General features: G+C 62.9%; 20 protein-coding genes and 1 pseudogene. 4 read left to right on the forward strand and 17 right to left on the reverse strand.

Annotation, left to right across the window (positions count from 1 at the left end; all coding sequences use genetic code 11):
• Positions 1–488 precede the first annotated feature (488 nt).
• The 3 genes and pseudogenes from BG60_RS03100 to BG60_RS03110 all read left to right on the forward strand — a co-directional run bounded on the left by BG60_RS03100 (position 489) and on the right by BG60_RS03110 (position 3,815).
• Positions 489–833, forward strand: a complete 345-nt coding sequence (locus tag BG60_RS03100) for a cupin domain-containing protein (protein ID WP_008346969.1) — start codon at positions 489–491, stop codon at positions 831–833.
• Between the two features lie 196 nt (positions 834–1,029).
• Entirely contained in the window at positions 1,030–2,091 is a 1,062-nt protein-coding gene (locus BG60_RS03105) for an ABC transporter substrate-binding protein (RefSeq protein ID WP_008346971.1), read from the forward strand.
• A 7-nt stretch (positions 2,092–2,098) separates the two neighbouring features.
• Positions 2,099–3,815, forward strand: a pseudogene (locus tag BG60_RS03110) (GMC family oxidoreductase).
• Here the strand turns inward: BG60_RS03110 and BG60_RS03115 are convergent.
• The 6 genes from BG60_RS03115 to BG60_RS03140 form a co-directional block, all read right to left on the reverse strand.
• Positions 3,803–5,230: an aldehyde dehydrogenase family protein gene (locus BG60_RS03115; protein WP_008346974.1), complete on the reverse strand. Its 1,428-nt coding sequence runs from the start codon at positions 5,228–5,230 to the stop codon at positions 3,803–3,805. The pseudogene BG60_RS03110 and the gene BG60_RS03115 sit on opposite strands and share 13 nt — an antisense overlap.
• A gap of 20 nt (positions 5,231–5,250) precedes the next feature.
• Positions 5,251–6,048, reverse strand: a complete 798-nt coding sequence (locus BG60_RS03120) for an ABC transporter permease (RefSeq protein WP_008346975.1) — start codon at positions 6,046–6,048, stop codon at positions 5,251–5,253.
• A complete protein-coding gene (locus BG60_RS03125; protein ID WP_034470209.1) occupies positions 6,045–6,956 on the reverse strand; it encodes an ABC transporter permease in 912 nt (303 codons plus the stop codon). The genes BG60_RS03120 and BG60_RS03125 overlap by 4 nt, the downstream gene beginning before the upstream one ends.
• Positions 6,953–8,266: an NAD(P)/FAD-dependent oxidoreductase gene (locus BG60_RS03130; RefSeq protein ID WP_034470211.1), complete on the reverse strand. Its 1,314-nt coding sequence runs from the start codon at positions 8,264–8,266 to the stop codon at positions 6,953–6,955. The genes BG60_RS03125 and BG60_RS03130 overlap by 4 nt, the downstream gene beginning before the upstream one ends.
• Before the next feature lie 2 nt (positions 8,267–8,268).
• Complete coding sequence (locus tag BG60_RS03135) at positions 8,269–8,982, reverse strand: HAD-IA family hydrolase (protein WP_008346978.1); 714 nt, start codon at positions 8,980–8,982, stop codon at positions 8,269–8,271.
• Between the two features lie 72 nt (positions 8,983–9,054).
• Entirely contained in the window at positions 9,055–10,131 is a 1,077-nt protein-coding gene (locus BG60_RS03140; RefSeq protein WP_008346979.1) for an ABC transporter ATP-binding protein, read from the reverse strand.
• Positions 10,132–10,231: 100 nt separating this feature from the next.
• On the opposite strand from BG60_RS03140, the gene BG60_RS03145 reads away from it, so the two are divergent.
• Positions 10,232–11,203 carry a LysR family transcriptional regulator gene (locus BG60_RS03145; RefSeq protein WP_008346980.1) on the forward strand — a complete coding sequence of 324 codons (972 nt, stop codon included), beginning with the start codon at positions 10,232–10,234 and terminating at the stop codon, positions 11,201–11,203.
• Here the strand turns inward: BG60_RS03145 and BG60_RS03150 are convergent.
• The 11 genes from BG60_RS03150 to BG60_RS03200 form a co-directional block, all read right to left on the reverse strand.
• Complete coding sequence (locus BG60_RS03150; protein ID WP_008346981.1) at positions 11,117–11,533, reverse strand: helix-turn-helix domain-containing protein; 417 nt, start codon at positions 11,531–11,533, stop codon at positions 11,117–11,119. The genes BG60_RS03145 and BG60_RS03150 overlap by 87 nt on opposite strands.
• Entirely contained in the window at positions 11,530–12,699 is a 1,170-nt protein-coding gene (locus BG60_RS03155) for an NAD(P)/FAD-dependent oxidoreductase (protein WP_008346982.1), read from the reverse strand. The genes BG60_RS03150 and BG60_RS03155 overlap by 4 nt, the downstream gene beginning before the upstream one ends.
• Positions 12,696–14,084, reverse strand: a complete 1,389-nt coding sequence (locus tag BG60_RS03160; RefSeq protein ID WP_008346983.1) for an FAD/NAD(P)-dependent oxidoreductase — start codon at positions 14,082–14,084, stop codon at positions 12,696–12,698. The genes BG60_RS03155 and BG60_RS03160 overlap by 4 nt, the downstream gene beginning before the upstream one ends.
• On the reverse strand, positions 14,069–14,383 hold the full coding sequence (locus BG60_RS03165; RefSeq protein WP_008346985.1) for a (2Fe-2S)-binding protein: 315 nt from the start codon (positions 14,381–14,383) through the stop codon (positions 14,069–14,071). The genes BG60_RS03160 and BG60_RS03165 overlap by 16 nt, the downstream gene beginning before the upstream one ends.
• Positions 14,380–16,227 (reverse strand): ABC transporter ATP-binding protein, encoded by a 1,848-nt coding sequence (locus BG60_RS03170; RefSeq protein WP_008346987.1) that lies wholly within the window; start codon positions 16,225–16,227, stop codon positions 14,380–14,382. Before BG60_RS03170 ends, BG60_RS03165 begins: the two co-directional genes overlap by 4 nt.
• Positions 16,224–17,156, reverse strand: coding sequence for an ABC transporter permease (locus BG60_RS03175; protein WP_008346989.1), 933 nt, complete (start codon positions 17,154–17,156; stop codon positions 16,224–16,226). The genes BG60_RS03170 and BG60_RS03175 overlap by 4 nt, the downstream gene beginning before the upstream one ends.
• Complete coding sequence (locus BG60_RS03180) at positions 17,153–18,109, reverse strand: ABC transporter permease (RefSeq protein WP_008346990.1); 957 nt, start codon at positions 18,107–18,109, stop codon at positions 17,153–17,155. The genes BG60_RS03175 and BG60_RS03180 overlap by 4 nt, the downstream gene beginning before the upstream one ends.
• An 80-nt stretch (positions 18,110–18,189) precedes the next feature.
• Positions 18,190–19,812, reverse strand: a complete 1,623-nt coding sequence (locus BG60_RS03185; RefSeq protein WP_008346991.1) for an ABC transporter substrate-binding protein — start codon at positions 19,810–19,812, stop codon at positions 18,190–18,192.
• Positions 19,813–19,892: 80 nt separating this feature from the next.
• Entirely contained in the window at positions 19,893–21,167 is a 1,275-nt protein-coding gene (locus tag BG60_RS03190) for an NAD(P)/FAD-dependent oxidoreductase (protein WP_008346993.1), read from the reverse strand.
• A gap of 28 nt (positions 21,168–21,195) precedes the next feature.
• Entirely contained in the window at positions 21,196–21,864 is a 669-nt protein-coding gene (locus tag BG60_RS03195) for a haloacid dehalogenase type II (protein ID WP_034470212.1), read from the reverse strand.
• Positions 21,865–22,040: 176 nt separating this feature from the next.
• Complete coding sequence (locus BG60_RS03200) at positions 22,041–23,519, reverse strand: aldehyde dehydrogenase family protein (protein WP_034470214.1); 1,479 nt, start codon at positions 23,517–23,519, stop codon at positions 22,041–22,043.
• Positions 23,520–23,754: the final 235 nt, after the last annotated feature.

Consider the following 23,754-nt stretch of genomic DNA (forward strand, 5'->3'; position numbering starts at 1 on the left):
AAAACGCTGAGGACACTGGTTCAGCACGAAAGAGCTTCGGCACAGCGCTACGCGCTGCCGCCGGGTCTGCAAGGGAAACCAAAGGGCGGCGATTGCAGCGAGATGGAGACGTTAGTAGAGAAGCACGCGCATTCCCGATGGACCCATCGGCCGCGAAGCGAGCCGGAGCTATTTGGTGCTGAACCAGTTTGTTGTGTGGTGCGATGTGGCAGACCGTGCGCGAGCCAAGCCCGATGGGGCCTATGAGGGCACTCTTTAGGCAGCCCACGAACGACGAGAGGACTACCCAAACTGCGTGTGACCGCGGGCGTATCGGAAGCTGCTTTCTTTGGTTGCTTTCTTTGAAAGGACCAGAGTAAGCGCTAAAGCGCTAACTCTGGTCGACGGCAAAGAAAGTGACTGCCGCCCCGCACAGGGGCAACGCTAATAGACCGACGCGATAACGGGATCCGGCAATCACCCAAAACCATCAAGAGGCAAGAAAGCAAATGAAAGTACAGCAACTCAAACAGAGCATAGCAATCGAAGGACTGGAAGACTGGGGCACGGCGGGACTTCCCGGCACGCAGGAAATAAAGATATCCGGCGTGCAAAAAGTGATTCCCGGCAGCGAAGCAATCGATACGGGCGTATTCGAATGCACGCCGGGCACGTACCGGCGTTCGGTGAAGGAAGCGGAGGTCATGCATTTTCTGGCCGGCCGTGGCCGCTTCACGCCCGATGGCGAGGACACGATCCACTTCACCGGCGGTGATACGCTCTTCTTCGCGGCCAACACCGAAGGCACATGGGAAGTCGATGAAACCATGCGCAAGGTCTACGTGATCTTCTGAACGTGCATCGGACGTGGCCATTGCGCTGACATAACATCAGGTCATGGTCACTCCAACAATTCCGGCGTTGCCCCCGCGTATTTGACTCAATATATTTTTAGTCATCCGCGCGCCGTCCTCGTCTTCGCTCGAAGCCGGACGGGACCGCGATCTGCAGGACGTCCACTGCTTCAATCTTGTCGAGGAAAACGCCGTGATGAAGATTGCAAGATTCCGCTGTCCGCACTTTCCCGTTCGTCCGCTGGCCATGACATTGCTGCTCTCCATCGCGAGCGCGGCGCCGTCGTTCGCAGCGGGCAAGATCACGTTCGTATCGCAAGGCGGCGCGTATCAGGAAGCGCAAACCAAGGCGATTCTCGATCCCGCCGCGAAAGAGCTCGGCATCACGATCAACCAGGACAGCATTCCGGATGCGTGGCCGCAGATTAAGGCGCAAGGCTCAACCGGCAAGCCGATCTGGGACGTCGTCGATACGCCCACGTCGAACTGCTTGCGCGGCGGGCGCGAAGGGCTGCTCGAAAAGCTCGACTTCTCGAAGTTACCCAACGCCGCAGCCATTCCCGAAAAATACCGCACGCCCTATTCGGTGGCGTACGAGTTCTATTCGACGGTCATCGGCTATAACAAGAAGTCGCTGAAGAAAGTGCCGCAAAGCTGGAAGGACTTCTGGGACGTCAAGAACTTCCCCGGCACGCGCGCACTGCGCAACGATCCGATGACGGTGCTCGAAGCCGCACTGCTCGCGGATGGCGTGCAGCGCGACAAGCTCTATCCGCTCGACGTGGATCGCGCGTTCAAGAAGCTCGAAGAGATCAAGCCGAACGTCACGGTGTGGTGGACTTCGGGCGGACAGTCGGCGCAATTGCTGCACGACGGCGAAGTCGACATGACGATGATCTGGAACGGCCGCGCGAGCGCCGTGATGAAGGACAATCCGGATGTCGCCTTCACGTTCAACGACGGCATTCTGCAGAACACGCAGCTTTGCATCCTCAAGAACGCGCCGAACATGAACGAAGCCGTGCGCTTCCTTAACGCGGCCGTATCGCCGGAATTGCAGGCGAATCTGCCGCTTTATATCGATTACGGTCCGGGCAATCCGGCTGCATTCAAGACCGGCAAGATCACCGACAAGCGCGCATCCGAATTGCCGAGCGCGCCCGCGAATGCGGCGAAGCAGGCGTTGCTTTCCGAAGAATGGTGGGCTTCCGAGTCCGGCATTCAGGCGAAGGCGCGCTGGCTCAAGTTCATGCAATAACGCCGACGTGTTCGACTTTCTGATTCTGGGCGGCGGCTCGGCCGGCTGCGTGCTGGCCGCACGCCTTTCCGAAGATGCGCGCGCGACCGTGTGTCTCGTCGAAGCGGGCCGCGACATCTCCGCGCGCACGATGCCCGATGCCATCCGCAGCCGCTATCCGGGCCGCGCATATCTCGACACGCGCAACATCTGGCAGGCATTGAAAGCGCGCATGAGCGAACGCGCCGCGGCGCTGCGACGCTATGAACAGGCGCGGCTTCTCGGCGGCGGCTCGGCGATCAATGCGTTAATGGCCAATCGCGGCTCTCCATCCGATTACGATGAATGGGAAGCGCTTGGCGCCGATGGCTGGAACTGGCAAGCGTGTCTGCCCTACTTTCGCAAGCTGGAAACCGATTGCGATGTCACCGGCCCGCTGCACGGCAGCGATGGCCCGTTACGCATTCAACGCACGGCATGGCCGCGCATTTCGCCGTTCGTGCGCACGGTGCTCGCCTCGCTTGCCGATAGGGGCCACGCCTTGCGCGACGATCAGAACGGACCTTGGGAAGACGGCACGTTCATCGGTGCGATCGCGGTCAGCGCGAACGCAGAACGCATACCGACCTCGGTTTGCTATCTCGACGATGCCGCGCGCGCTCGCGACAATCTGACGATACGCACCGGCGATGTCGTCGAATGCATTCTGTTCGATGGCAAGCGCGCGATCGGTGCGCGCATCGTTCGCGCCGACGGCACGCGTCAAGACTTGCGCGCGCATCGCGTGATCGTATCGGCGGGTGCGATTCACAGTCCCGCATTGCTGATGCGAAGCGGCATCGGCCCCGGCGATGAACTCGCCGCGCTCGGCATCGACGTAGTGACGGATCGTCCCGGCGTCGGGCGCAATCTGATGGAACATCCTTCGATAGCGGTCTCCGCGTTTTTTGCCGCGCGCCGCACGCACGCCGTTTCCGGATGAACATCACGAGCAGGCGATCGTGCGCTTTTCATCCGGCCTGGCCGACACCGTTCAAGGCGACATGCACGGCGCGATCCTGTCGCGTTCGGGCTGGCATTCGGTGGGTTATCGGCTGGGCACGATCTTCTTCTGGGTCAACAAGTCCTATTCGCGCGGACGCGTCACGCTGGCATCGGCGAATGCATTCGATGAACCCAACGTCGACTTCGCGATGCTCTCCGATTCCCGCGATCTCGAACGGCTCAAGCTCGCGCTGCGTTTCGGCGCTGCAACGCTTGCATCGGCTTCGATGGATGCGATCTTTCCATCGAGCTATTCACCGCGCGTTGCAGCGGTGGCGGTGCCGGGAACATGGAATGCGCTCCAGCGCGGCGCGTTGAGCGCGCTGCTCGATATCGCCGGGCCGTTGCGTGGTGCGTTGATCAAAGGCGTCGTGACGCAAGGCATTACGATCGACGAACTGCTCGCCGATGATCGCAAGATGACTGAGTTCGTCATGCGCCATGTCGGCGGGACATGGCATCCGTCGGGAACGTGCCGCATGGGTTCATCGAGCGATCCGCTGGCCGTGACCGATGCGCGCGGCGCGGTGCATGGCATCGAAGGTCTGCATGTATGCGACGCGTCGTTGATGCCGTCGATTCCATGCGCGAATACGAACGTGCCGACGATCATGATCGCCGAGCGCGTGGCGGATGCATTGCGCGGCACGGTCCTCGACAAGCATGAACCGGCCGCGCACGCCGTGACTCAGGCGCCGTAACCCACGATGCCCTTCACTTCGAGAAACGCTTCCAGTCCCCACTCGCCATATTCGCGCCCATTGCCCGACTGCTTGTAGCCGCCGAACGGCGAGCCCGGATCCCACGCCGGATAGTTCACGTAGACACTGCCCGCGCGCATTCTCATCGCCACGCGGCGCGCGCGCTCCTGATCCTGCGATTGCACGTAAGCCGCCAGGCCATAAGGCGTGTCGTTCGCGATGGCGATCGCTTCTTCTTCATCGCGATACGGCATGATCGCGAGCACCGGGCCGAAGATTTCCTCGCGCGCGATGGTCATCGAAGGATTCACGTTAGCGAACACGGTCGGCTTCACGTAATAACCGCGTTCGAGTCCAGCGGGACGCCCCGCGCCGCCCGTCACCAGTGCAGCGCCCTCTTCTATGCCGACATCGATCATCCGCTGCACGCGTTCGAACTGCACGTCGCTGACGACGGGGCCCATCGTCGTCGCCGGATCGCTCGGTGAGCCGACGCGCTGCTTCTGCGCCGCGCGCAACGCGATCTGCACCGCTTCGTCGTGCCGCGATGCGGGCACGAGCATTCGCGTCGGCGCATTGCAGGATTGACCGCTGTTGCTGAAGCACGAATTCACGCCGGCCGTGACGGCTACTTCGAAATCGGCATCGTCCAGCAGGATGTTCGCCGACTTGCCGCCGAGTTCCTGATGCACGCGCTTCACGGTCGGCGCGGCCAGCTTCGCGATCTCGATGCCCGCGCGCGTCGATCCGGTGAACGACACCATGTCCACATCCGGATGCGCGCTCAACGCCGCGCCGACGGTCGGACCATCGCCATTGACGAGATTGAAGACGCCTTTGGGCACGCCGGCCGCATCGATGATTTCGGCGAAAAGCACGGCGTTCATCGGCGACACTTCGCTCGGCTTCAACACGACCGTGCATCCCGCCGCGAGCGCAGGCGCGACCTTGCAGACGATCTGATTGATCGGCCAGTTCCACGGCGTGATGAGCGCGGCCACGCCCACGGGCTCGTGATTGACGAGCGTCGTGCCCTTCTTGCGTTGCCATTGAAAGCGTTCGACCGTGCGCAGCGTCTCTTGGATATGACGCTTGCCGAGCGCGGCCTGCCACGCATGAGCGAGCTTCGCCGGTGCGCCGATCTCGCGCGAGATGACATCGGCCATCTCGTCGTAACGCGCGACATACGCTTCGAGCAAACGCTCGAGCAACGCTACGCGCTCTGCGACGCTCGCCCGTGAAAACGATGAGAACGCACGCCGCGCCGCCGCGACCGCGCGATCGACATCGCGCGCATCGCCGAGCGCGACCTCGCCGATCGCTTCTTCAGTCGATGGATCGATGACCGGCAAACGTGTATCGCCGTACGGTTCGACCCATTCGCCGTCGATATAGAACTGCTGTAGATGTCGCATGGTTTTTCGTTGTGAAAGATTCAGGCTCGCGCCGCAGCCGAAGATCGCCGGCTCACGACGACGATCATCACGAGACACAAGGTCAACGCCGTCAGCATCGTGCTGATGGCGGCGATGGTCGGATCGATTTCATCGCGCAGCGTGACGAACATGCGGCGCGTGAGCGTCTGATTGTTGCCGCCCGAAATGAAGAGCGCAACGACGGTTTCATCGAGCGCCTGAATGAACACGAACACGGCACCCGAGATCACGCTCGCCTTGATCTGCGGCAACGTCACCGCCATGAACGCGCGAAAGCGATTCATGCCGAGACTGCGCGCGACCATCTCCTGCGTGCGATCGAACGTGCGCAAGTCCGCGCCGACGGAAATGAGCACATACGGCAGGCCGAGCATCGTATCCGCGATGATGAGACCGCCAAGCGTGTTCACATAACCCATCTGCGTGAAGACGAAGAACACGCCCACTGCAACGATGATGATCGGCACCATCAGCGGCAGCATCAGCAATGTGCGCAGATAGCGCAACGACCAGTGCGATCCATACTGGATGCCGTATGCCGCCGCGATGCCGACCGGCGTCGCGATCAAGGCCGCGCACGTCGAGGCCGCAAAGGTGGTCTTCGCCGCATCGATCCACGCGGGATTATCGAAGAACGCGTGATACCAGCGCAACGAATACGCAGGCGGCGGAAACGTGAGGAAACGCGCATCCGAGAAAGACAGCGGCACGACGATGACCACGGGAATCATCAGAAACGCGAGAATCAGCATCACCGATGCACCGAGCGTCACGCGGCCGAACGATAAGGTATTCATTTCGCCCCCAGTGTCTTTTCGAGCGGAATCACGCGGCTCACGCAATAGAAGATCGCGCACACGCAAATAAGCAGCACCACGCTCACCGAGCTTGCCGCGCCCCAACTGTTGTAGATCTCGACGTTGCGGCTCACGATCATCGACACCATCATCGACTTGCCGCCGCCCATCAGCTCGGGCGTGATATAGAAGCCGAGGCACAGCACGAAGACGAGCGTGACGCCCGCGAGCACCCCGCTCATCGACAGCGGCAGAAACACGCGCAATAACACATGCAGCGGCGAACCGCCGAGACTCGCACCTGCTTGCGAGAGATTTGGCGGAATCTTCTGCATCGCGGAGTAGAGCGGCAGCACCATGAACGGCAACAGGATATGCACCATCGCGATGATCGTGCCGAACTGGTTATACGAAAGCTGTAACGGGCGCTCGATCAGACCCATGCCGAGCAGCGCCTTGTTGATGAGACCGGTGCGTTGCAAGAGCACGAGCCACGCATACGTTCGCACGAGCACGCTCGTCCAGAACGGAAGAATCACCATGCCGAGCACGAGCGCGCTCCATCGCGGCGATATCGATGCCGCGAAATACGCGACGGGATAGCCGAGCAGCAGCGTAATCGCCGTCACGATGAAACTGAGCTTGAACGTCAGCAGAAAGGTGTCGAGATAGGCACCGGTAAAGACACGCTTGTAATTGACGAGCGAGAACACGCCGTCGTGATAGAACGATTGCCACGACAGCCACGCGAGCGGCACGACGAGCAATACGACGACCACGAACAGCGCGGGCGCCATCAACAGCAGCATCGCGCGGTCTTCGCGTCGCTGATGCCGCACCGATGGATCGATCGTCGCGGGTTGCATCACGGCGGGGTCCTGGAGAATCCGTTTGGCTGTCGTCATCATGCACCTACTGCATCGAGGAACTGATACCACGCAGCGACGAGCCGCACACCCGGCGCGCGCAACGCATGAAACGGTACGGGCCGCAAGCCGTCTTGCGCGAGCAGCGCGAGTTCGGGCTTCTCACCGAGCGCAAGCGCAGCGGCATGCTGACCGATCAGGCTCGCCATCGCGACACCGGCGCCGTTATAGCCGAGACAGAACGTGGTCGCATCGTCGCTGCGGCCCACGTGCGGCAATGCGTTGAAGGTCATCCCGACATAACCCGACCAGCGAAATTCCACCGGCACGTCCTTCAATTGCGGAAAGAGCGCGACCATCGCGCGTTGCAGCGCATCGAAGCCGGTCGGCTCGCCTTCCTTGCCGAACGCGTCGCGGCCGCCGAACAACATGCGGCCATCGACGTTGCGGAACCACTTCATCATGCGGCGCGTTTCGGTGTAGCTGCGGCGGTTCACCATCAACTGCGCATCGAGTTCCGGAGATAAGGGCGCGGTCGCGATCATCGCGCTTCTGAACGGCACGAGCTCGCGATGATATGAAGCGGTTGCCTCGGTCAGATTCGAATAGGCGTTCGTCGCGACGATGACCTGCTTCGCGCGCACCGTGCCGCCGGGCGCCGTCAACAGCACGCGGCCGTCCTGTTCGCGCGACATGTCGATGACAGGCGTCGCTTCGTAGATCGGCACGCCGCGCGCGTTCAGACCGGCCGCGATGCCGCGCACGTATTCGAGCGGCAGGATCGTGCCCGCGTCCGCGCTCAACACGCCGCCGACGAAGCCCTTCGAGCCTGTCTCATGTTCGACTTCAGCACGAGATTGCACGCTCATCGACGTATCGTTGAGCGTCGTGCGAACCCAGTCCGCCTCGGCGCATATCGATGCGAGCGCACGTTCCGTATGCGCGCAACGCAGGCTGCCCGTATGTTCGAAGCGCGCGCGTTCGAGCTTGAACTCGTCGACGAACGCCTCGACGGTGCGCACGCCATCGTGCGCGAGCCGATGCATGCGCTTCGCGACATCGATGCCATGCGTGCTCGCGATCGTCGGAAACGAGAGACGAAACTTCGACGACACCACGCCGCCATTGCGTCCGCTTGCGCCCCAGCCGATCGGATTCGCATCCAGCACCGTGCATTCGACGCCGCGCTTTTGCAGCGCATACGCGGCGCTCAAGCCCGAATAGCCCGCGCCGATGATCGCCACTTCGACATCGATATCGCGTGCGAGCGGTGCGCCGGTGCTCATCGGCGCGGCTATCGCCCGCCACAACGAGTCCGGTTGCGGGCGCAGCGGTGTCGTCGGGGCGCGCATGGTCAGGCGGCGGCGCGGAGTTCGTCGTCGACGGCATCCGCGAGCGCGGCGAGCGTCGCGAACTTCCACGTCGGCGTCGTCACGCTCTCGGGCACGGGTGTCGCGCCGAAGCCCTTCATGCCCTGGCGCCGCTCGATCCAGCATGTCGAATAACCGAGCTTCGTTGCGATGCCGATGTCGTGATACTGGCTCTGCGCCGTATGCAGGATCTCTTCGAACTTATAGCCGAACGCCGCCTGACGTCCACGGTTATAGGCAAAGAATTGCGGATCGGGTTTGGCGACGCCGGTCTCATCGCAGCAGACCGTATCGTCGAACGGATTGCCGAGCGTGTGAGCATAGGCCGACAACGCAACGCGATCCGCGTTGGTCATCGCGACAAGACGAAAGTGCTTGCGCAGACGCTTCAATGCCGCCACCGAGTCTTCGAATGCGGGCCATTCGAGCACATCGCGCTGGAATGCCGCGGCGGATTGCGCATCGTCGGGCAAGCCGAGTTTGCTCGCGAGATGCAGATACACGTTCGCCATTTCATGACTCGATCTGCCCGGATACTTCGCGCGCCCTTCCATGTACGGCTCGAAGATCTGATCGTCGGTCAGGTCCTTTGCCTTCGCTCCGCCCAGCCGGCGCACGGAATCGAGCACGCCTTTTTCGAAGTTGATCAGCGTGCCGACGACATCGAAGGTCAGGACCTTGAAATCGGTGAGATTCATTGCGTCATCCTTTTCGGGTTGCGTATCTACGTTTGCAGTCGAAATCGCCCGTGCACAGGCGGTGAGAAGAAATCAGGCCGACACGACGATCGTGTCTTGCGGATCGAGCGCGACCGTCATCGATGCGCCCGGCTCGGGGATGCGCTTGCGCGCGTCGTGGCTGCCGGGTTGCCGAAGACTGATCGCCGTGCCGTCGGCGAGCGCGGCGAACACGCGCAGGCTCTCGCCTTGATAGAGCACTTCGGTCACGCGGCATGAAAGACGGTTCGCATCCGCATGACGGTTCTCGCCGTCGATGACGAGCTTTTCCGTTTGCACCGCGAGCAATAGCTTCTCGCCGCGCGGCAATGGATGCGCGGTGCGCAGAATCGTATCGCCGAGACGCACGGCATCGTCGCCGGCGCGCGTGACATCGAGCATCGTCGCTTCGCCGATGAAGCTCGCGACGAACGCATCGCAAGGACGGTCGTACAGGCGCTCGGGTGTGTCGATCTGCACGAGCCTGCCGTCCTTCAACACGGCGACGCGATCGCTCATCGTGAGTGCTTCGCGCTGGTCGTGCGTCACGTTGACGATGGTCGCCCCGAGCTGCCGATGCAGCCTGCGCAATTCGATTTGCATGGTCTCGCGCAGTTGCTTGTCGAGCGCGGACAACGGCTCGTCCATCAGAATGAGTTGCGGTTGAAACACCATTGCGCGGGCAAGCGCCACGCGTTGCTTCTGTCCGCCTGAAAGCTGATGGATGCTGCGGCTTTCATAACCTTTGAGTTCGACCATGGCGAGTGCTTCGGCGACGCGCTTCGCCCATGTCGATTTCGGCTCGCGCCGCGCACGCAGCGAGAACGCGACGTTCTCGCCTACCGTCATGTGCGGAAAGAGCGCGTAGTTCTGAAACACGATGCCGATATCGCGCTTGTGCGGTGGCGCAAATGTAATGTCACGCTCGCCGACCCACACGCTGCCCGAGCTCGGCTGCACGAAGCCGCCGAGAATGCCGAGCAGCGTCGTCTTGCCCGAGCCAGAAGGCCCGAGCAGCGAGACGAATTCGCCCGGCGCGATATCGAGCGATACGTCATCGAGCGCCGTCACCGCGCCATAGCGCTTCGTCGCGGACCTGATCGACACTCCCGTTTTAGCGCGTGCGTCCATGTCGTTCGTCTCGTCGGAAATAGAGGGGTTGGGAAAATACTAAGTCGCGATGTTTTTGACGGCAATTCCAAAATTGTTGGATCGGGCATAACATGAAGTCATGCCAAACCTTCGCAAGAAACTGCCGAGCGCCAATGCGCTTTTCGTATTCGAAGCGGCCGCGCGCTGCGGTAATTTCACGCGCGCCGCGCAGGAGCTTTATGTGAGTCAGCCCGCGGTGAGCCGCATGCTCGCGCGCATGGAGGACCATATCGGCGTGCGGCTTTTCGAGCGCGTGCGCGGCGGCATCGAACTCACGGAGAGCGGCGAGATTCTTTATCGCAAGATTTCCGAAGGCTTCAGCGGCATCGAAAGTGCGATCCGCGAAATTGAGGCGCGCGCGACGGGCATCGAGACCGTCACGCTTTCCGTATCGACCGGCTTCACCACGCATTGGCTCATGCCGCGCATGAGCCGTCTGAATCAGGCGTTTCCATCGGTCGATCTGCGGTTTCAATTGATATCGGGGCGCATCGGCGGGCCGCTCGTCGATGTCGATCTCGGCATGCGCTTTGTTCACGACGAAGAGATCGACGAGCACGCGGTGCTCGTGATGCCCGAGATGCTCTTGCCGCTTTGCAATCCGCGTTATCACGAACTCGCAGAGACCGATGCGGCGCGCGCGCATGGCGATACCGTCATCGTGATGGACGATGAAGAACGCGGCTGGCACGAGCGTTTTCATGCGTTCGCTTCAAAGGAGCGCCATGCAGCGGGCATGTTGCGTTTCAACGATTACGCGATCGTCGTGCAGGCGGCGTTGCTCGGACAAGGCATCGCGCTCGGATGGCTCAACGTGACGTCGCACTGGCTCGCGCAAGGCGCGCTCGTGCCTGCCGAAGAAGAACTGGTGGTCACGAGCCGGCGTTGCTGTCTGCTCACGCCGCCGAACAAGTCGATGCGGCCCATCGTCGCCAGCGTGCGCGAATGGATCATCCAGGAAGCGCTAAGCGACATGCGCTCCGTCGAAAGCAAATACCCGCGGCTGGGCTTGCGTGACGCGCTTGCCCAGACCGGCATCGAGCTCGGCTGAGCGCGCTTTTCTGCGCGCGCGCTCGACGAACGCGCTCGGCGTCATGCCGCACAGGCGCTTGAAATGCCGCGCCAGATGACTCTGATCGAAGAAGCCCACTTCCGTCGCGACGACCGATCCTGGCACGCCCGCGAGCAATAACGTCTGCGCGCGCCGCACGCGCAACTCGCACAGGTACTTGTACGGCGAAAGTCCGAATTGCTCGCGAAACACGGTCGCGAAGCGCGACACGCTCAGCGCCGAAAGATCCGCGAGTTGCGCGAGGCTCACGGTCTTGTCGAAATTGGATTCGATGTAGGCGAGCGCGTCGACCAGATTGGCTTGGCTCATGGCGAAGTCTCGGAAGTAAGCGATTGCGCGTGCGTCAACGAAGCGCGCTGAAATCGTCTGATGGAAAACGAAGAAAGATCGATCGGCGTGCTGCCCGCATCGAGCAATTCGGCAAGCGTCTCGCCCACGCCCGGTCCGATCTGAAAGCCCGATCCGCTGAAGCCGAACGCGTAGAACAGGCCATCGGCTTTCGAACTCGGACCGATCACCGGCTCCGAATCCGGCAGATAGCTTTCCACGCCGCTCCACACGCGAATCACATGCAGCGGGCGCATCGCGGGCACCATGCGACGGAACTGCGCCAGTTGCGCGACGGTGTTCTCGGCCAGGACCGAAGCGCGTCGCGTGTCTGCGTCCGCGGGTCCGGGCGGTCCGCCCCCGAGCACGATATTGCCCCGCTCCACTTGCCGGAAATAAACGCTCTCTTCCTTGATCGACGTGTACACGCCCATCGAAGCCTTGAACACGTAAGGCACGGGTTCGGTCACCGCCATTTGCGGGCCGCGCGCGACGAGCGGCACGGGTTCGCCGAATTGCGTCGATAGCGTATTGGCCCACGCGCCCGCGCAAATCAGCACTTGCTCCGCCCGATACACATCGCCCGCCGCGCTTTCCACGCAAAAGCCGCCCGCTTCCTTTTCTACGCGCACCACTTCCGTGTTCTCGACGACGCGCGCGCCGAGCCGCGCGGCGGCACGCCCGAACGCGGGCGCGGCAAGACGCGGATTCGCGTGGCCGTCGAGCGGCGAGATGGATGCGGCGATCACGTCGCGGCCCAGAAAAGGAAAGCGCTCGAACATGGCCGCGCCTTCGAGCACTTCTAGATCGAGGTCGTAAGCGCGCGCATCGGCGGCATAGCGATGAAAGTATTCCGCGTCATGCGCGTGATAGCACACGCGGGTATGCCCCGATGGCAAGAACTCGACATCTTCGCCGAGCAGTTCGCGGGAACGCCGCCACGTTTGCAGCGCGCGATTCGACATTGCGAGTTGCTCCAGCGCGCGGCCTTGGCGACGCACGCCGCCGAAGTTCACGCCGCTCGCCTGTTGTCCGGTCAAGCCGCGTTCGAGCAGGATCACGGAACGCTTGCGACGGCGCAAAAAGAAAGCGGTCGTCGTGCCGACGATGCCCCCGCCGATCACGATCACATCGGCGCGCTCGTTCATTCGCTGGTCTCCAGATCCTTGTGCGGCGCGAGCGCCATGGGCAGAGGTTTCACCGGTGCTTGCCCGCGCAAGCGGCCGACCGCTTCCAGCGGCACGCGTGCTTCGGCTGCAATGACTTCCGCGCCCGCATGTGCGCAGAAGCGGCCTTGGCACCGGCCCATGCCGACGCGCGAAAAAGCCTTCGCGCGATTCGCTTCCTTTGCGCCCATGTCGTTCACGACGCGCCTCAGGTCGCCTGCCGTTATCGCTTCACATCGGCACACGATGGTTTCATCCGGCAAGGCGGCGGCAAAGCGCGCGGGCCACGGAAACGCGGTGCGCAAGCCGGAAGCAAAACGCGTGAAGCGATTTAGTTGCAAGCGCAACTTGTTGGCTTCGTCTTCGCTGCACGTCATGCCGATGTCCTTCAACGCCGCGAGCGCCGCAAGACGTCCCGCGCGCTCGGCGGCATCCGCGCCGCGCACGCGCGCGCCATCGCCGGCAAGATAGATGCCTTTCACGTTGCTGCGGCCATCCACATCGGCGATGGGAAGCCACTGTTGCAACGCCTGATCGAAGCGGAACTCGCAGCCCGCGAGATCGGCTAGCTGTGTTTCAGGGCGCAAGTGATAGCCGAGCGCGACGGCATCGCATCCGACTTGCAGCATCGCGCCATCGGCTTGCCTGACGCGCACGCCTTGCACGCCATGCTCGGGCGTGCCTCGAATCTCGACCGGCGTGATGCCGCGATGAACCGGCACGCGCGCATCTTTCAGCACGCGCATCAACGCGACGCCCTTCCTTAACGCCGATGGAATCGCGAGCAGTTGCGGCAACGCGCGCAGACGTTGCGCGAACGTCGATGTATCGAGCACCGCACTTACTGTCGCGCCCGCCTTCACGTATTGCGCGGCGACGAGATAGAGCAACGGACCGGTGCCCATCATCACGACGCGCGAACCGATCGCGCAGCCCTGCGATTTGAGCGCGACCTGCGCGCCGCCGAGGCTATACGCGCCCGCGTGATGCCAGCCGGGAACGGGCATTAGCCTATCGGTCGCGCCGCTGCAAATGATGAGCGCATCGAACGCGAGCTTGCGATGACGCGTGCCGCTCACCGTGTGCAGTGCATTCGGCTCGATGTTCCAGACGAGCGTATCGGGCACGTAGTCGATCTTCGGGCGCAACGCATCGAACGCATCGTGCAATGCACGCGCGCGCGCTGCTTCCGTACCGTACAAGGTCTCGTACGTGCGCTTGAATCCTTCCGGCTGACGACGATAGATCTGCCCGCCGTCGCGTCTGCCTTCATCGATAACGACGGGACGCAAGCCCGCTTCGACGAGCGCCTGCGCCGCACGCACGCCGGCCGGTCCTGCGCCGATCACGATCACAGTCGCGGCCATACGCCCTCCTGCGCTTCTGCAAGACGCGTGACGATCGACATGCCTTCGGCCGCCTGCGTCGTGCACGCGCGCACGCGCTCGCCGTTAGCGGTCCACACCCAGCAGTCCTGGCATGCGCCCATTACGCAGAAGCCCGCGCGGCGGCCATCGCCGAACTCGGAGTCGCGCAATGCTTCCTGCGATGTGAGCAGCGCGACCATCAGCGTGTCGCCTTCGGCTGCGAGCGCGCGCTTGCCGTCGATGACGATCTCGAACGTCCTGCGTCCTTTCTCGGCGACTCTCACGAAGCGTCCGCTCATGCCGTCACCGTTTCCATCGACTGCATGCGCGCGAGATCGTCGGCGCTGTGATGACACAGGATGTGCGCGCCCGAAGGCAAAGTCTTCTTCGCGGGCGGCGTCACGTTGCACTTGCCGTCGATGCGCGCCGCACAGCGCGAACGGAAGCTGCACAACTCGGGCGCATCGCTTTCCGGACCGAGCGCGGGCAATGCGCCGAGCGCCATCGCACGACGTGAATCGAGCCAGCCGGGACGCAACGCAGGAACCGAATCGACGAGCAAGCCCGTATAAGGGTGATACGGCGGATGCGAAAGCGCATCGCGCTGGCCCGCTTCGACGCACTGGCCCGCATACAGCACGATGACTTCATCGCAGATGGCGCGCACGGTCGAGATGTCGTGGCTGATGAACATGTACGACACATTCAGTTCGCGACGCAGCTCGGCGAGCAGATCGAGAATCGCCGCGCCGACGACCGTATCGAGCGCGGACGTCACTTCATCGCAGAGAATGAGCTCGGGATTCGCCGCGAGCGCGCGTGCAAGATTCACACGCTGCTTCTGCCCTCCCGACAGGCCGCCCGGCTGACGCTTCGCGATCGATGCAGGCAGCTTCACGAGATCGAGCAGCTCCAGCATGCGCTTTTGCGCGGCCGCGCCCCGCAGACCGTGATAGAAGTTCATGGGCCGCGCGAGAATATCGGCAATGGTGCGGCTCGGGTTCAACGCGGTATCGGCGTTCTGAAACACGATCTGCACGCGACGATATTGATCCAGCGTGCGTTCCGATAGTTTCGCTGGCAACGATTCGCCGTCGAGCAGCACGTCGCCGTGCGCGCGATCGACGAGACCCGCGATCACGCGCGCGAGCGTCGTCTTTCCCGAGCCCGATTCGCCGATCACGCCAAGCGTGCTGCCGCGCGCGATCTTCAGGCTCACATCATCGAGCACGCGCACGGCGGGCACGCCGTTCGCATCTATGCGTCCATAGCCCGCGCTCAGATTGCGGATTTCGAGCAGCGGGACTTTGCGCGCATCGTCGGGCGTTGCGCGTTCCACTTCGGGACGGCGCGTTGCCGCGAGCAACTGGCGCGTGTACTCGTCGGCCGGCGCGTCGAGCACTTGCGCGGTCGCGCCGTTCTCGCGCACGCGTCCACCGTTCAACACGACGATGCGATCCGCCATCTGCGCGACGACCGCGAGATCGTGCGACACATACACGGCCGTCGTGCCCAGCTCGCGCACCACGCCCTTGAATGCGGCGAGCACTTCGATCTGCGTGGTCACGTCGAGCGCGGTGGTCGGTTCATCGAACACGACGACGGCGGGATCGGTGATCAGCGCCATTGCCGCCATCAAGCGCTGCAACTGGCCGCCAGACACCTGATGCGGATAACGATCGCCGATGGTCTCGGGATTCGGCAACGCGAGCGAACGAAACAGGCTGATCGCTTTCTCACGCGCGACAGCGGGCGTCATGAGTTTGTGCAGCAGCGCGGGTTCCGTGACCTGATCCATGATCGTGCGCGCCGGATTGAAGCCCGCCGATGCGCTCTGCGCGACATACGCGACGGTGCGCGAACGCAATGCGCGACGGCCCTTCGCGTCGAGCGACAACACATCGGTATCGCCGATCTTCACCGAGCCGCCCGCGATAGAACAACCACCGCGCGCATGACCGAGCAGCGCGAGCGCGATGGTCGTCTTGCCCGATCCCGACTCGCCGATCAGCGCGAGCACTTCGCCCTTCTTCACCGTGAAGTCGACGCCCTTCACGATCTCGACGACGGGATCCGGCGCCGCGCCAGCAACGACGCGCAAGCCTTTCACTTCGATCATGTTCGTGCCTGTGTTCGATGTCATTGGCCGCCTCCATGCGAACGCGCGCCATGACGACGCAAACTGTCGATGAGCAGATTCACGCCTACAGTCAGCGTCGCGATCGCGACTGCCGGCATCAGCACCGCGGGCGCGCCTTCCGCCAGCCCGCCGATGTTCTCGCGCACGAGCGAGCCCCAGTCCGCGTTCGGCGGCTGCACGCCGAGACCGAGAAAGCTCAGGCCCGAAAGCAGCAGCACGATGAACACGAAGCGCAGGCCGAAGTCCGCGAGCATCGGGTGAATCATGTTGGGCAGCACTTCGACGCGTGCGATATAGAAGAGCTTCTCGCCGCGCGCCTTCGCGACCTGCACGTATTCGAGCGTCATGATGTTCACCGCGAGGGAGCGCGAGATGCGGAAGGCACCGGGGATATAGGCGAGTGCGGCGACCATCATCAGCATCGGAATGGACGAGCCGAATGCGGCAATCACGACGAGCGCAAGAATCTTGCTCGGGATCGAAATGAGCGCATCGAACAGGCGGCTCAGCACTTCATCGACCCAGCGTCCCGACACGGCGGCCACGAGACCGAAGAACGTGCCGATGACGCTCGCGGCCACCGTCGCGGCGAGCGCGAGGCCGACCGTGTACTGCGTGCCGTAAAGAATGCGGCTCAGCATGTCGCGGCCGAGATAGTCGGTGCCGAGCAGATGTGCCGCACTATACGAGCCGAACACTTCCGTCGATGTGAACGCGCCGCCTTTATAAGGCGCGACAACCGGCCCGACGAACGCGATCACGAGCCAGAACACGACGATGAACAGACCGATGAGACCCAGCACCGAAAAGCGGTTGACGAGGCGGCTCATGAGGCCGCGCCTGACGACGACGGGCGCTTGCTCCTGCGGGGCATCGGCGGGCGGCTGATCGTATAGCACGGTCGTGGCGTGAGAAGTGACGTTCCGATTCATCGTTGACGCAGCCTCGGGTTGGAGACGATCTGAGCCAGATCGGCGATGAGCACGAGCGCGAGATAAGCCGCGCAGAACACCATCACGCAGCCCTGCACGAGCGGCATGTCGCGATTGGTGACGGCGTCGACCATGAGGCTCGCGAGACCGGGATAGTTGAAGATCGATTCGACGATCACCACGCCGCCGAACAGATACGAGAGCGAGAGCGCAACCGCATTTGCAATCGGCCCGATGGTGTTCGGCAACACATGCCGCAACACGACGCGCATGGGCGAGGCGCCTTTCAGGACCGCCATCTCCACATACGAAGCGTTGAGCTGATCGAGCACCGCCGCGCGCGTCATCCGCGCCATCTGCGCGACGATCACGCAGCAGAGCGTCATCACTGGCATCGCATAGGTCCGCACCAGCGCGCCGAAAGACGATACATCCGACAGATACGACAACGCCGGCAGCCAGCGCAGCTTCACCGCGAAGATCAGCACCGCGATGGTCGCGACCAGAAACTCGGGCACCGCCACCGTCGAAAGCGTGAGCACGTTGAGCACGCGATCGACGAGCGAGCCGCGATACATCGCCGAGAGAATGCCGATGAACAACGCGATCGGCACCGACACCAGCGCGGTCAACCCCGCGAGCACGAGCGAATTCGGCAGACGCGTCGAGATGAGTTCACTGACCGGCAGATTGTTCGACAGCGACGTGCCGAAGTTGCCCGTCACCACATGCAGAAGCCATTGCAGATAACGCGTGACGGCAGGCTGATCGAGGCCGAACTGATGCCGCAGCGCCGCCACCTGTTCGGGCGTCGCCGCCTGACCGAGCGCCTGTTGCGCGGCATCGCCGGGCAAGAGACCGGTGATGCCGAACACCACCATCGACACGATCAGCAGCGTGAGCAGCGCGAGGCCGAGGCGCGCGGCGACGAGTCGTTGCGCATGAGCTTTCATCGGATAAACGCCTCTCTCTCGTTGAAGGTTTGACTGCGCGCGCCATCGGAAGATGGCGCACATCCCGCTTCAAAGCATGCTCATGCCTCGAGCCACACGTTCTCCGCGAACATCCAGCCCATCAGGCCCGCGAGCGGAATGCCGCCCAAGCCCTTCAGCTTCGTCGTATGCGCGTCGAGCGAACTCTGGAACATCGGAATGCCGATGCCGCCGTCCGTATGCACGAGCTCCTGCATGTCGCCGTAAATCTTCTTGCGCTTCGCATCGTCCGGTTCGCCACGCGCGGCGACGAGCATCTGGTCGAACTGCGGGCTCTTCCAGTTCGCTTCGTTCCATGGCGCATCGGATTTGAAGAACTGCGTGAAGATCACGTCCGCACTCGGGCGCGCGTTGATGTTGCCGAAGCCGAGCGGATGCTTCATCCAGTGATTCGACCAGTAACCATCCGCCGGCACGCGCGTCACTTGCAGATTGATGCCCGCTTGCGGCGCGACCTGCTGCATCAGCACGGCCATCTCCACGGAACCTTCCGCCGCCGGCGATGCGTACAGTTGGATCGGCGTGCTGCCGAGCTTCGCCTTCTGGAAGTGGAACTTCGCTTTGTCCGGATCGAAGCCGCGTTGCGGCAGACCCGACATGTAGTACTTGTTGCTCGGATCGATAGGCTGATCGTTGCCGATCGCGCCATAGCCGCGGAAGATCGTCTTGCGCATCTGCTCGCGATCCATCAGGTACATCATGCCGCGGCGGAAATCCGCATTGCCGGTGATGCCGCCATCGTCGCGCATGATGAGATCGGTGTACTGGCCCGTCTTCGTTTCCAGCACCGCGAAGCCCGGCGTGCCCTTGATCCGCTCGGTCGAGCGCGCGCTCACTGCATTGATGAGCTGCACGTCGCCGGACATCAGCGCGTTCACGCGCGCGGGTTCGTCCGCGATGCCGATCAGCTCCACTTCGTCCAGATGCGGCATGCCCGGCTTCCAGTACTTCTCGTTGCGCACGCCGACGGTACGCACGCCCGGCGAGAACTCCTTCAGCTTGAACGGGCCCGTGCCGACCGCCGTCTTGAAGTCCGTCGTGCCGTCCTTGATGATGAGGAAGTGCGAGTCCGCGAGAATCACGGGCAGGTCCGCGTTCGCGCCCGTCAGCGTGATCGTGAGCTCGTTCGGGCCGGTCGCCTTGATTTCCTTGAACTGATCGGCGAGCGTCTTCGCCTTCGAGCCGACTGCCGGATCCTTATGGCGCATCAGCGAATAGATGACGTCCTGCGGCGCGAGCGATTTGCCATCGTGGAACTGCACGCCGCTGCGCAGCTTCACGACCCACACGGTCGCGTCTTTCGTTTCGAGCGATTCGGCGAGCGCCATCTTCGCGCCGAGATGATTGTCGAGTTCGGTCAGGCCGCTGTAGAACATGAAGCCGCGCGCGTAGTCCGTGCCGAGCGCGCCCTTCGCCGGATCGAGCGTATCGGCGGCTGACGACGACTGCGTCGCCACGCGAATGCGTCCGCCCTGCTTCGGCTTGTCCTGCGCGAAAGCCGCGCCGCTCGCGGTGAGCAGACCCGCGCCCGTCATTGACATGAGTCCGCCCGCGGCCATCGCGCGAAGGACATTGCGCCGGGACGCGCCACGGCGCGTCAGTTCTTCCAGGCGTTTGCCGGCATCGGCGTGAACGAGTGCTTCAGGCGATTTGTCGATGCTCATGAACTTCTCCGCGATAGGGACTGTGAATGTTCGACGGCTTGGTTATTGGATGAAGGCCGTCTGTCTTTGCTTTCGATGCTTCAATAGAAAACGTCTTTGATCGAGTAATACGCGCCGACGAGCGGCAGGAACCACGGCTTGCCCGTATGGCCCGGAATCGCGGGCCAGTCGAAATCGCGCCACGGGTTCGCATCGGCGTTGCCGTTCATCACGTCGGCCATGATCTGGCCCATGTGCGTCGACATCTGCGTGCCGTGGCCGCTGTAGCCCATCGAGAAATAGATGCCATCGTGCTGGCCCGCGCGTGGCAGGCGATCCGCGGTGATATCGACGAGACCGCCCCAGCAATAGTCGATGCGCGCACTGGCGAGACTCGGGAAAATAGCTGCGAGATTCGCCTGCAGAATGCGTCCGCTCTTCGCGTCCGATGGACGTTCCGACGCGGTGAAGCGCGCGCGGCCGCCGAGCAGCAAACGTGAATCGGGCGTCACGCGAAAATAGTTGTGCATCAGGCGGCTCGTCGTGTACGAGCGGCGCTGCGGCAACAGTTGCTTCAGTTGTTCCGCTGGCAGCGGCTCCGTCACGATGATGAACGAGCCGACCGGTGCAAGCCTGCGCCGATACCACGCGAACGGTCCATGCTTCGAAGGCCCTGTCGCGATCAGCACTTGCCTTGCGCGCAACGTGCCGCGCTTCGAATCGATTCGATAGGCGCCGCCTTCCTTCGCGATCGCCGTGACTTCAGCGTGCTCATAGAGACGCGCGCCTTGCCTCGCCGCTGCATTCGCGAGGCCGACGGCGAACTTGCCCATATGCATCTGTCCGCCGTGACGTTGCAACAGCCCGCCGTGAAAGGCATCGGACTGCACTTCATTGCGGACCTGCTCGCGATCGAGCACATCGATATCCGGATCGACTTCGCGCCGGATCAACTCGGCGGTCGTCGCGATATGGTCGAGATGATGCGGCTTCGCGGCGAGCTTCAGCTTGCCCGACGCGAGATAGTCGCAATCGATGTTTTCTTCGCGGATCAAACGTTCGACCGTGCTCACCGCCGCCGCATACGCGCGATAACAGCCTTGCGCGCGCTCCGCGCCGAGTTGCGAGCGCAGCGCCGCATAATCCTGCGCGACGCCCGTATTGCATTGACCGCCGTTGCGTCCCGACGCGCCGCCGCCTATGCGCCCGGCATCGAGCACGACGACCGACGCGCCGCGCTTCGCCAACGCGAGCGCCGCCGACAAACCGGTGAACCCGCCGCCGATCACGGCGACATCGGCCTGGCCATCCGCCGGGCCTTCGCACGTCGAGATGATCGAAGGCGCGGTATCGAGCCAGTAGGAGTCGAGTTTCATCGGCATTGCTCGCGTGAAGTGGCTTCGATTACAGACCGAGTTGACCGGCGAGATCGCCGATGGTGTCCACTTCGTAATACTCGTAGTACGGCGTGCCCGGCTCGTGGCCGCGCTTCACGAACGCCTTGTGCTTGATGCCCATGTCGTGCGCGGTCATCAGGTCGTAGCGCAGGCTCGACGACACATGCAGCACGTCTTCCGGATTGCAGTTCAATTGGTCGAACATGTACTCGAAGCCCTGCATGCGCGGCTTGTACGACTGCGCCTGCTGCGCCGTGAACACGCGATGAAACGGCGCGCCGAGCTTGTCGACGTTGCTCTGAATCTGATCGTCCGATGCGTTCGACAGAATCACGAGCTTGTACTTCTTCGCGAGACGCGAGAGACCTTCCGGCACATCCGGATGCGGGCCCCACGTCGGCACGGCGAGGCAGTATTTTTCGGCTTCGGCTTCGTTGAATTCGACGTTCATGCGCTCGCACGCGCGGCGCACCGAATTGACGATCACGTCGCGATACGGCTTCCACGCGCCGAGCACTTCGTCGCGGCGATAGCCCGCGAAGAACTTGACGAATTGTTCGAGGTCGTCGCCCTGCAGGCGGTCTGCGTACATCTCGCGGGTCATGTCGGCCATGCGGAATTTCGTCAGCGTGCCGTAGCAGTCGAACGTGATGTACTTCGGCTCGAAATCGATCATGATGTCAGTCCTGTCGTGTGTTGGTTGAAACAAGAAACAGCGAAGTGTCGATAAAATTTAAACAAGGCAAAAATGACTGATGGCGTTGAATGCGTGCCTCGCGACGATACAAGTCATGCGTTTTGAGGCGTCGCCACAGCAGAAAATGCGGCGCACGTTTGGAACGATCGTGCGCTTCAGACTTCCGTATCGATGAGCACGCTCTTGAAGCGCAGATTCGCTTCGTAAGCCTGCCGTCCGAGATCCTTGCCAATGCCCGAGCGCTTGTAGCCGCCCGTCGGAATCACGAAATCGCTGGTACGTCCATAGCGATTCACCCATACCGTGCCCGCTTCGATGCCGCGTACCATGCGCAACGCGCGACCGATGTCCGCGGTATGCACGCCCGCAGCAAGGCCGTAGTCCGGATGCGCTGCGAGTTCCAACGCTTCTTCTTCGGTGTCGAACGACTGCACGGTGAGCACCGGGCCGAAGATTTCATTGCGCACGGCGTCGCTCTCCTGCGTGACGTCGCACAGCAACGTTGGCGAATAGAACGCGCCGGGCGTCGCGGCATCGGCACGCTTTCCGCCGCAACGCACGGTCGCGCCGTTCGCGATGCTGCGCTGAACGATCGCATCGATGCGCTGCGCCTGCGGCTCCGAAATGATCGGCGGCAAGGTCGTGCCCGCGGCCCAGGTCGCGCCCGCTTTCAGTTCGCCGAATGCTTGCGCGATGCGATCCGTCAGTTCTTCGGCGATGCCGCGCTGCACGAGCAGCCTCGATCCCGCGACGCACACTTGCCCCGCATTCCCCGTGATGGCGCCCGCGATGCGACGTGCGACCTCATCGATGCGCGGTGCGTCGGCGAACACGATCTGCGGGCTCTTGCCGCCCAGTTCCAGCGTGACCGGCTTCGTGCCGCTTTGCGCGCATGCGGCCATGATCGCGGCGCCGGTGTGCGTCGATCCGGTGAACGTCACTTTGCCGATGCGGGGATGACGCACGAGCGCATCGCCGGTGGTGCGGCCATCGCCCTGAACGACGTTGAAGATGCCCGGCGGCACGCCCGCTTCGAGCGCGAGCTCGGCGAGACGCAACGCGCTGAACGGCGTCATCTCCGAAGGCTTCAGCACGACCGCGTTGCCCGCCGCGAGCGCGGGCGCGGTCTTCCATATGCCCATCACGAGCGGAAAGTTCCACGGAGCAATCGCGCCGATCACGCCATACGGCTCCGCGATCGTCATGCCGAGATGTCGATGATCCGTTGCCGCAACATCGCCGCCGATCTTGTCGGCAAGCTCCGCATAGAAGCGGATGCTCTCGGCGGTGAACGGCACGTCCCAGTTGTATGCGTCGCGCACCGGCCGCGTCGAGCCGATCGCTTCGAGCGGCGCGAGATTCGCAGCGTCGGCAGCGACGAGATCGGCGAACTTGCGCAGCACGCGTGCGCGCTCGCGTGGTGCGCGGCGGGCCCAGTCGCTCTTCTTGAACGCGCTGTAGGCGTTCTGCACCGCGTAGTCGATCATCGCGTCATCGGCGACGGGCACCGAGGCATACGCGACGCCATCCGACGGACGCGTTACCTCGATACGCGACGCGCCCGCATCGATCAGTTCGCCGCCGATGAAGTGCCCGCTTCTGATGACGATGCTGGCAGGATCGAACCGGTCCATATGCGTGAGTCCTCCTCGGCATGTTGCGTTGACATGACTCCATCGTAGGGCCAGCGCGCCGGCATATTTCGCCGACAAAATTGCCGATTCAGCACAGCGCGCGCGTTCTTGCCGCGATAACCTGCGGTTTTGCGTTGCACCACGCGGCGGAATCTCGCGCCGTCCGGGACAGGAAGATCGTCCTAGCCATGCGCGCTGCGCGGTGTCAAAGTCACGGTAAATGTCTTCAAACTGA

The sequence above is a fragment of the Caballeronia zhejiangensis genome (assembly GCF_000698575.1).
GTDB lineage: Bacteria > Pseudomonadota > Gammaproteobacteria > Burkholderiales > Burkholderiaceae > Caballeronia > Caballeronia zhejiangensis.

Excerpts from the sequence above, each read along its gene's own strand:
- BG60_RS03150 (WP_008346981.1), bottom strand. The coding sequence starts at position 11,533 with ATGAGCCAAGCCAATCTGGTCGACGCGCTCGCCTACATCGAATCCAAT.
- BG60_RS03125 (WP_034470209.1), bottom strand. The coding sequence starts at position 6,956 with ATGATGACGACAGCCAAACGGATTCTCCAGGACCCCGCCGTGATGCAA.
- BG60_RS03170 (WP_008346987.1), bottom strand. The coding sequence starts at position 16,227 with ATGACATCGAACACAGGCACGAACATGATCGAAGTGAAAGGCTTGCGC.
- BG60_RS03180 (WP_008346990.1), bottom strand. The coding sequence starts at position 18,109 with ATGAAAGCTCATGCGCAACGACTCGTCGCCGCGCGCCTCGGCCTCGCG.
- BG60_RS03105 (WP_008346971.1), top strand. The coding sequence starts at position 1,030 with ATGAAGATTGCAAGATTCCGCTGTCCGCACTTTCCCGTTCGTCCGCTG.
- BG60_RS03185 (WP_008346991.1), bottom strand. The coding sequence starts at position 19,812 with ATGAGCATCGACAAATCGCCTGAAGCACTCGTTCACGCCGATGCCGGC.
- BG60_RS03175 (WP_008346989.1), bottom strand. The coding sequence starts at position 17,156 with ATGAATCGGAACGTCACTTCTCACGCCACGACCGTGCTATACGATCAG.
- BG60_RS03140 (WP_008346979.1), bottom strand. The coding sequence starts at position 10,131 with ATGGACGCACGCGCTAAAACGGGAGTGTCGATCAGGTCCGCGACGAAG.
- BG60_RS03115 (WP_008346974.1), bottom strand. The coding sequence starts at position 5,230 with ATGCGACATCTACAGCAGTTCTATATCGACGGCGAATGGGTCGAACCG.
- BG60_RS03190 (WP_008346993.1), bottom strand. The coding sequence starts at position 21,167 with ATGAAACTCGACTCCTACTGGCTCGATACCGCGCCTTCGATCATCTCG.
- BG60_RS03130 (WP_034470211.1), bottom strand. The coding sequence starts at position 8,266 with ATGCGCGCCCCGACGACACCGCTGCGCCCGCAACCGGACTCGTTGTGG.
- BG60_RS03160 (WP_008346983.1), bottom strand. The coding sequence starts at position 14,084 with ATGGCCGCGACTGTGATCGTGATCGGCGCAGGACCGGCCGGCGTGCGT.
- BG60_RS03165 (WP_008346985.1), bottom strand. The coding sequence starts at position 14,383 with ATGAGCGGACGCTTCGTGAGAGTCGCCGAGAAAGGACGCAGGACGTTC.
- BG60_RS03145 (WP_008346980.1), top strand. The coding sequence starts at position 10,232 with ATGCCAAACCTTCGCAAGAAACTGCCGAGCGCCAATGCGCTTTTCGTA.
- BG60_RS03155 (WP_008346982.1), bottom strand. The coding sequence starts at position 12,699 with ATGAACGAGCGCGCCGATGTGATCGTGATCGGCGGGGGCATCGTCGGC.
- BG60_RS03100 (WP_008346969.1), top strand. The coding sequence starts at position 489 with ATGAAAGTACAGCAACTCAAACAGAGCATAGCAATCGAAGGACTGGAA.
- BG60_RS03135 (WP_008346978.1), bottom strand. The coding sequence starts at position 8,982 with ATGAATCTCACCGATTTCAAGGTCCTGACCTTCGATGTCGTCGGCACG.
- BG60_RS03120 (WP_008346975.1), bottom strand. The coding sequence starts at position 6,048 with ATGAATACCTTATCGTTCGGCCGCGTGACGCTCGGTGCATCGGTGATG.
- BG60_RS03200 (WP_034470214.1), bottom strand. The coding sequence starts at position 23,519 with ATGGACCGGTTCGATCCTGCCAGCATCGTCATCAGAAGCGGGCACTTC.
- BG60_RS03195 (WP_034470212.1), bottom strand. The coding sequence starts at position 21,864 with ATGATCGATTTCGAGCCGAAGTACATCACGTTCGACTGCTACGGCACG.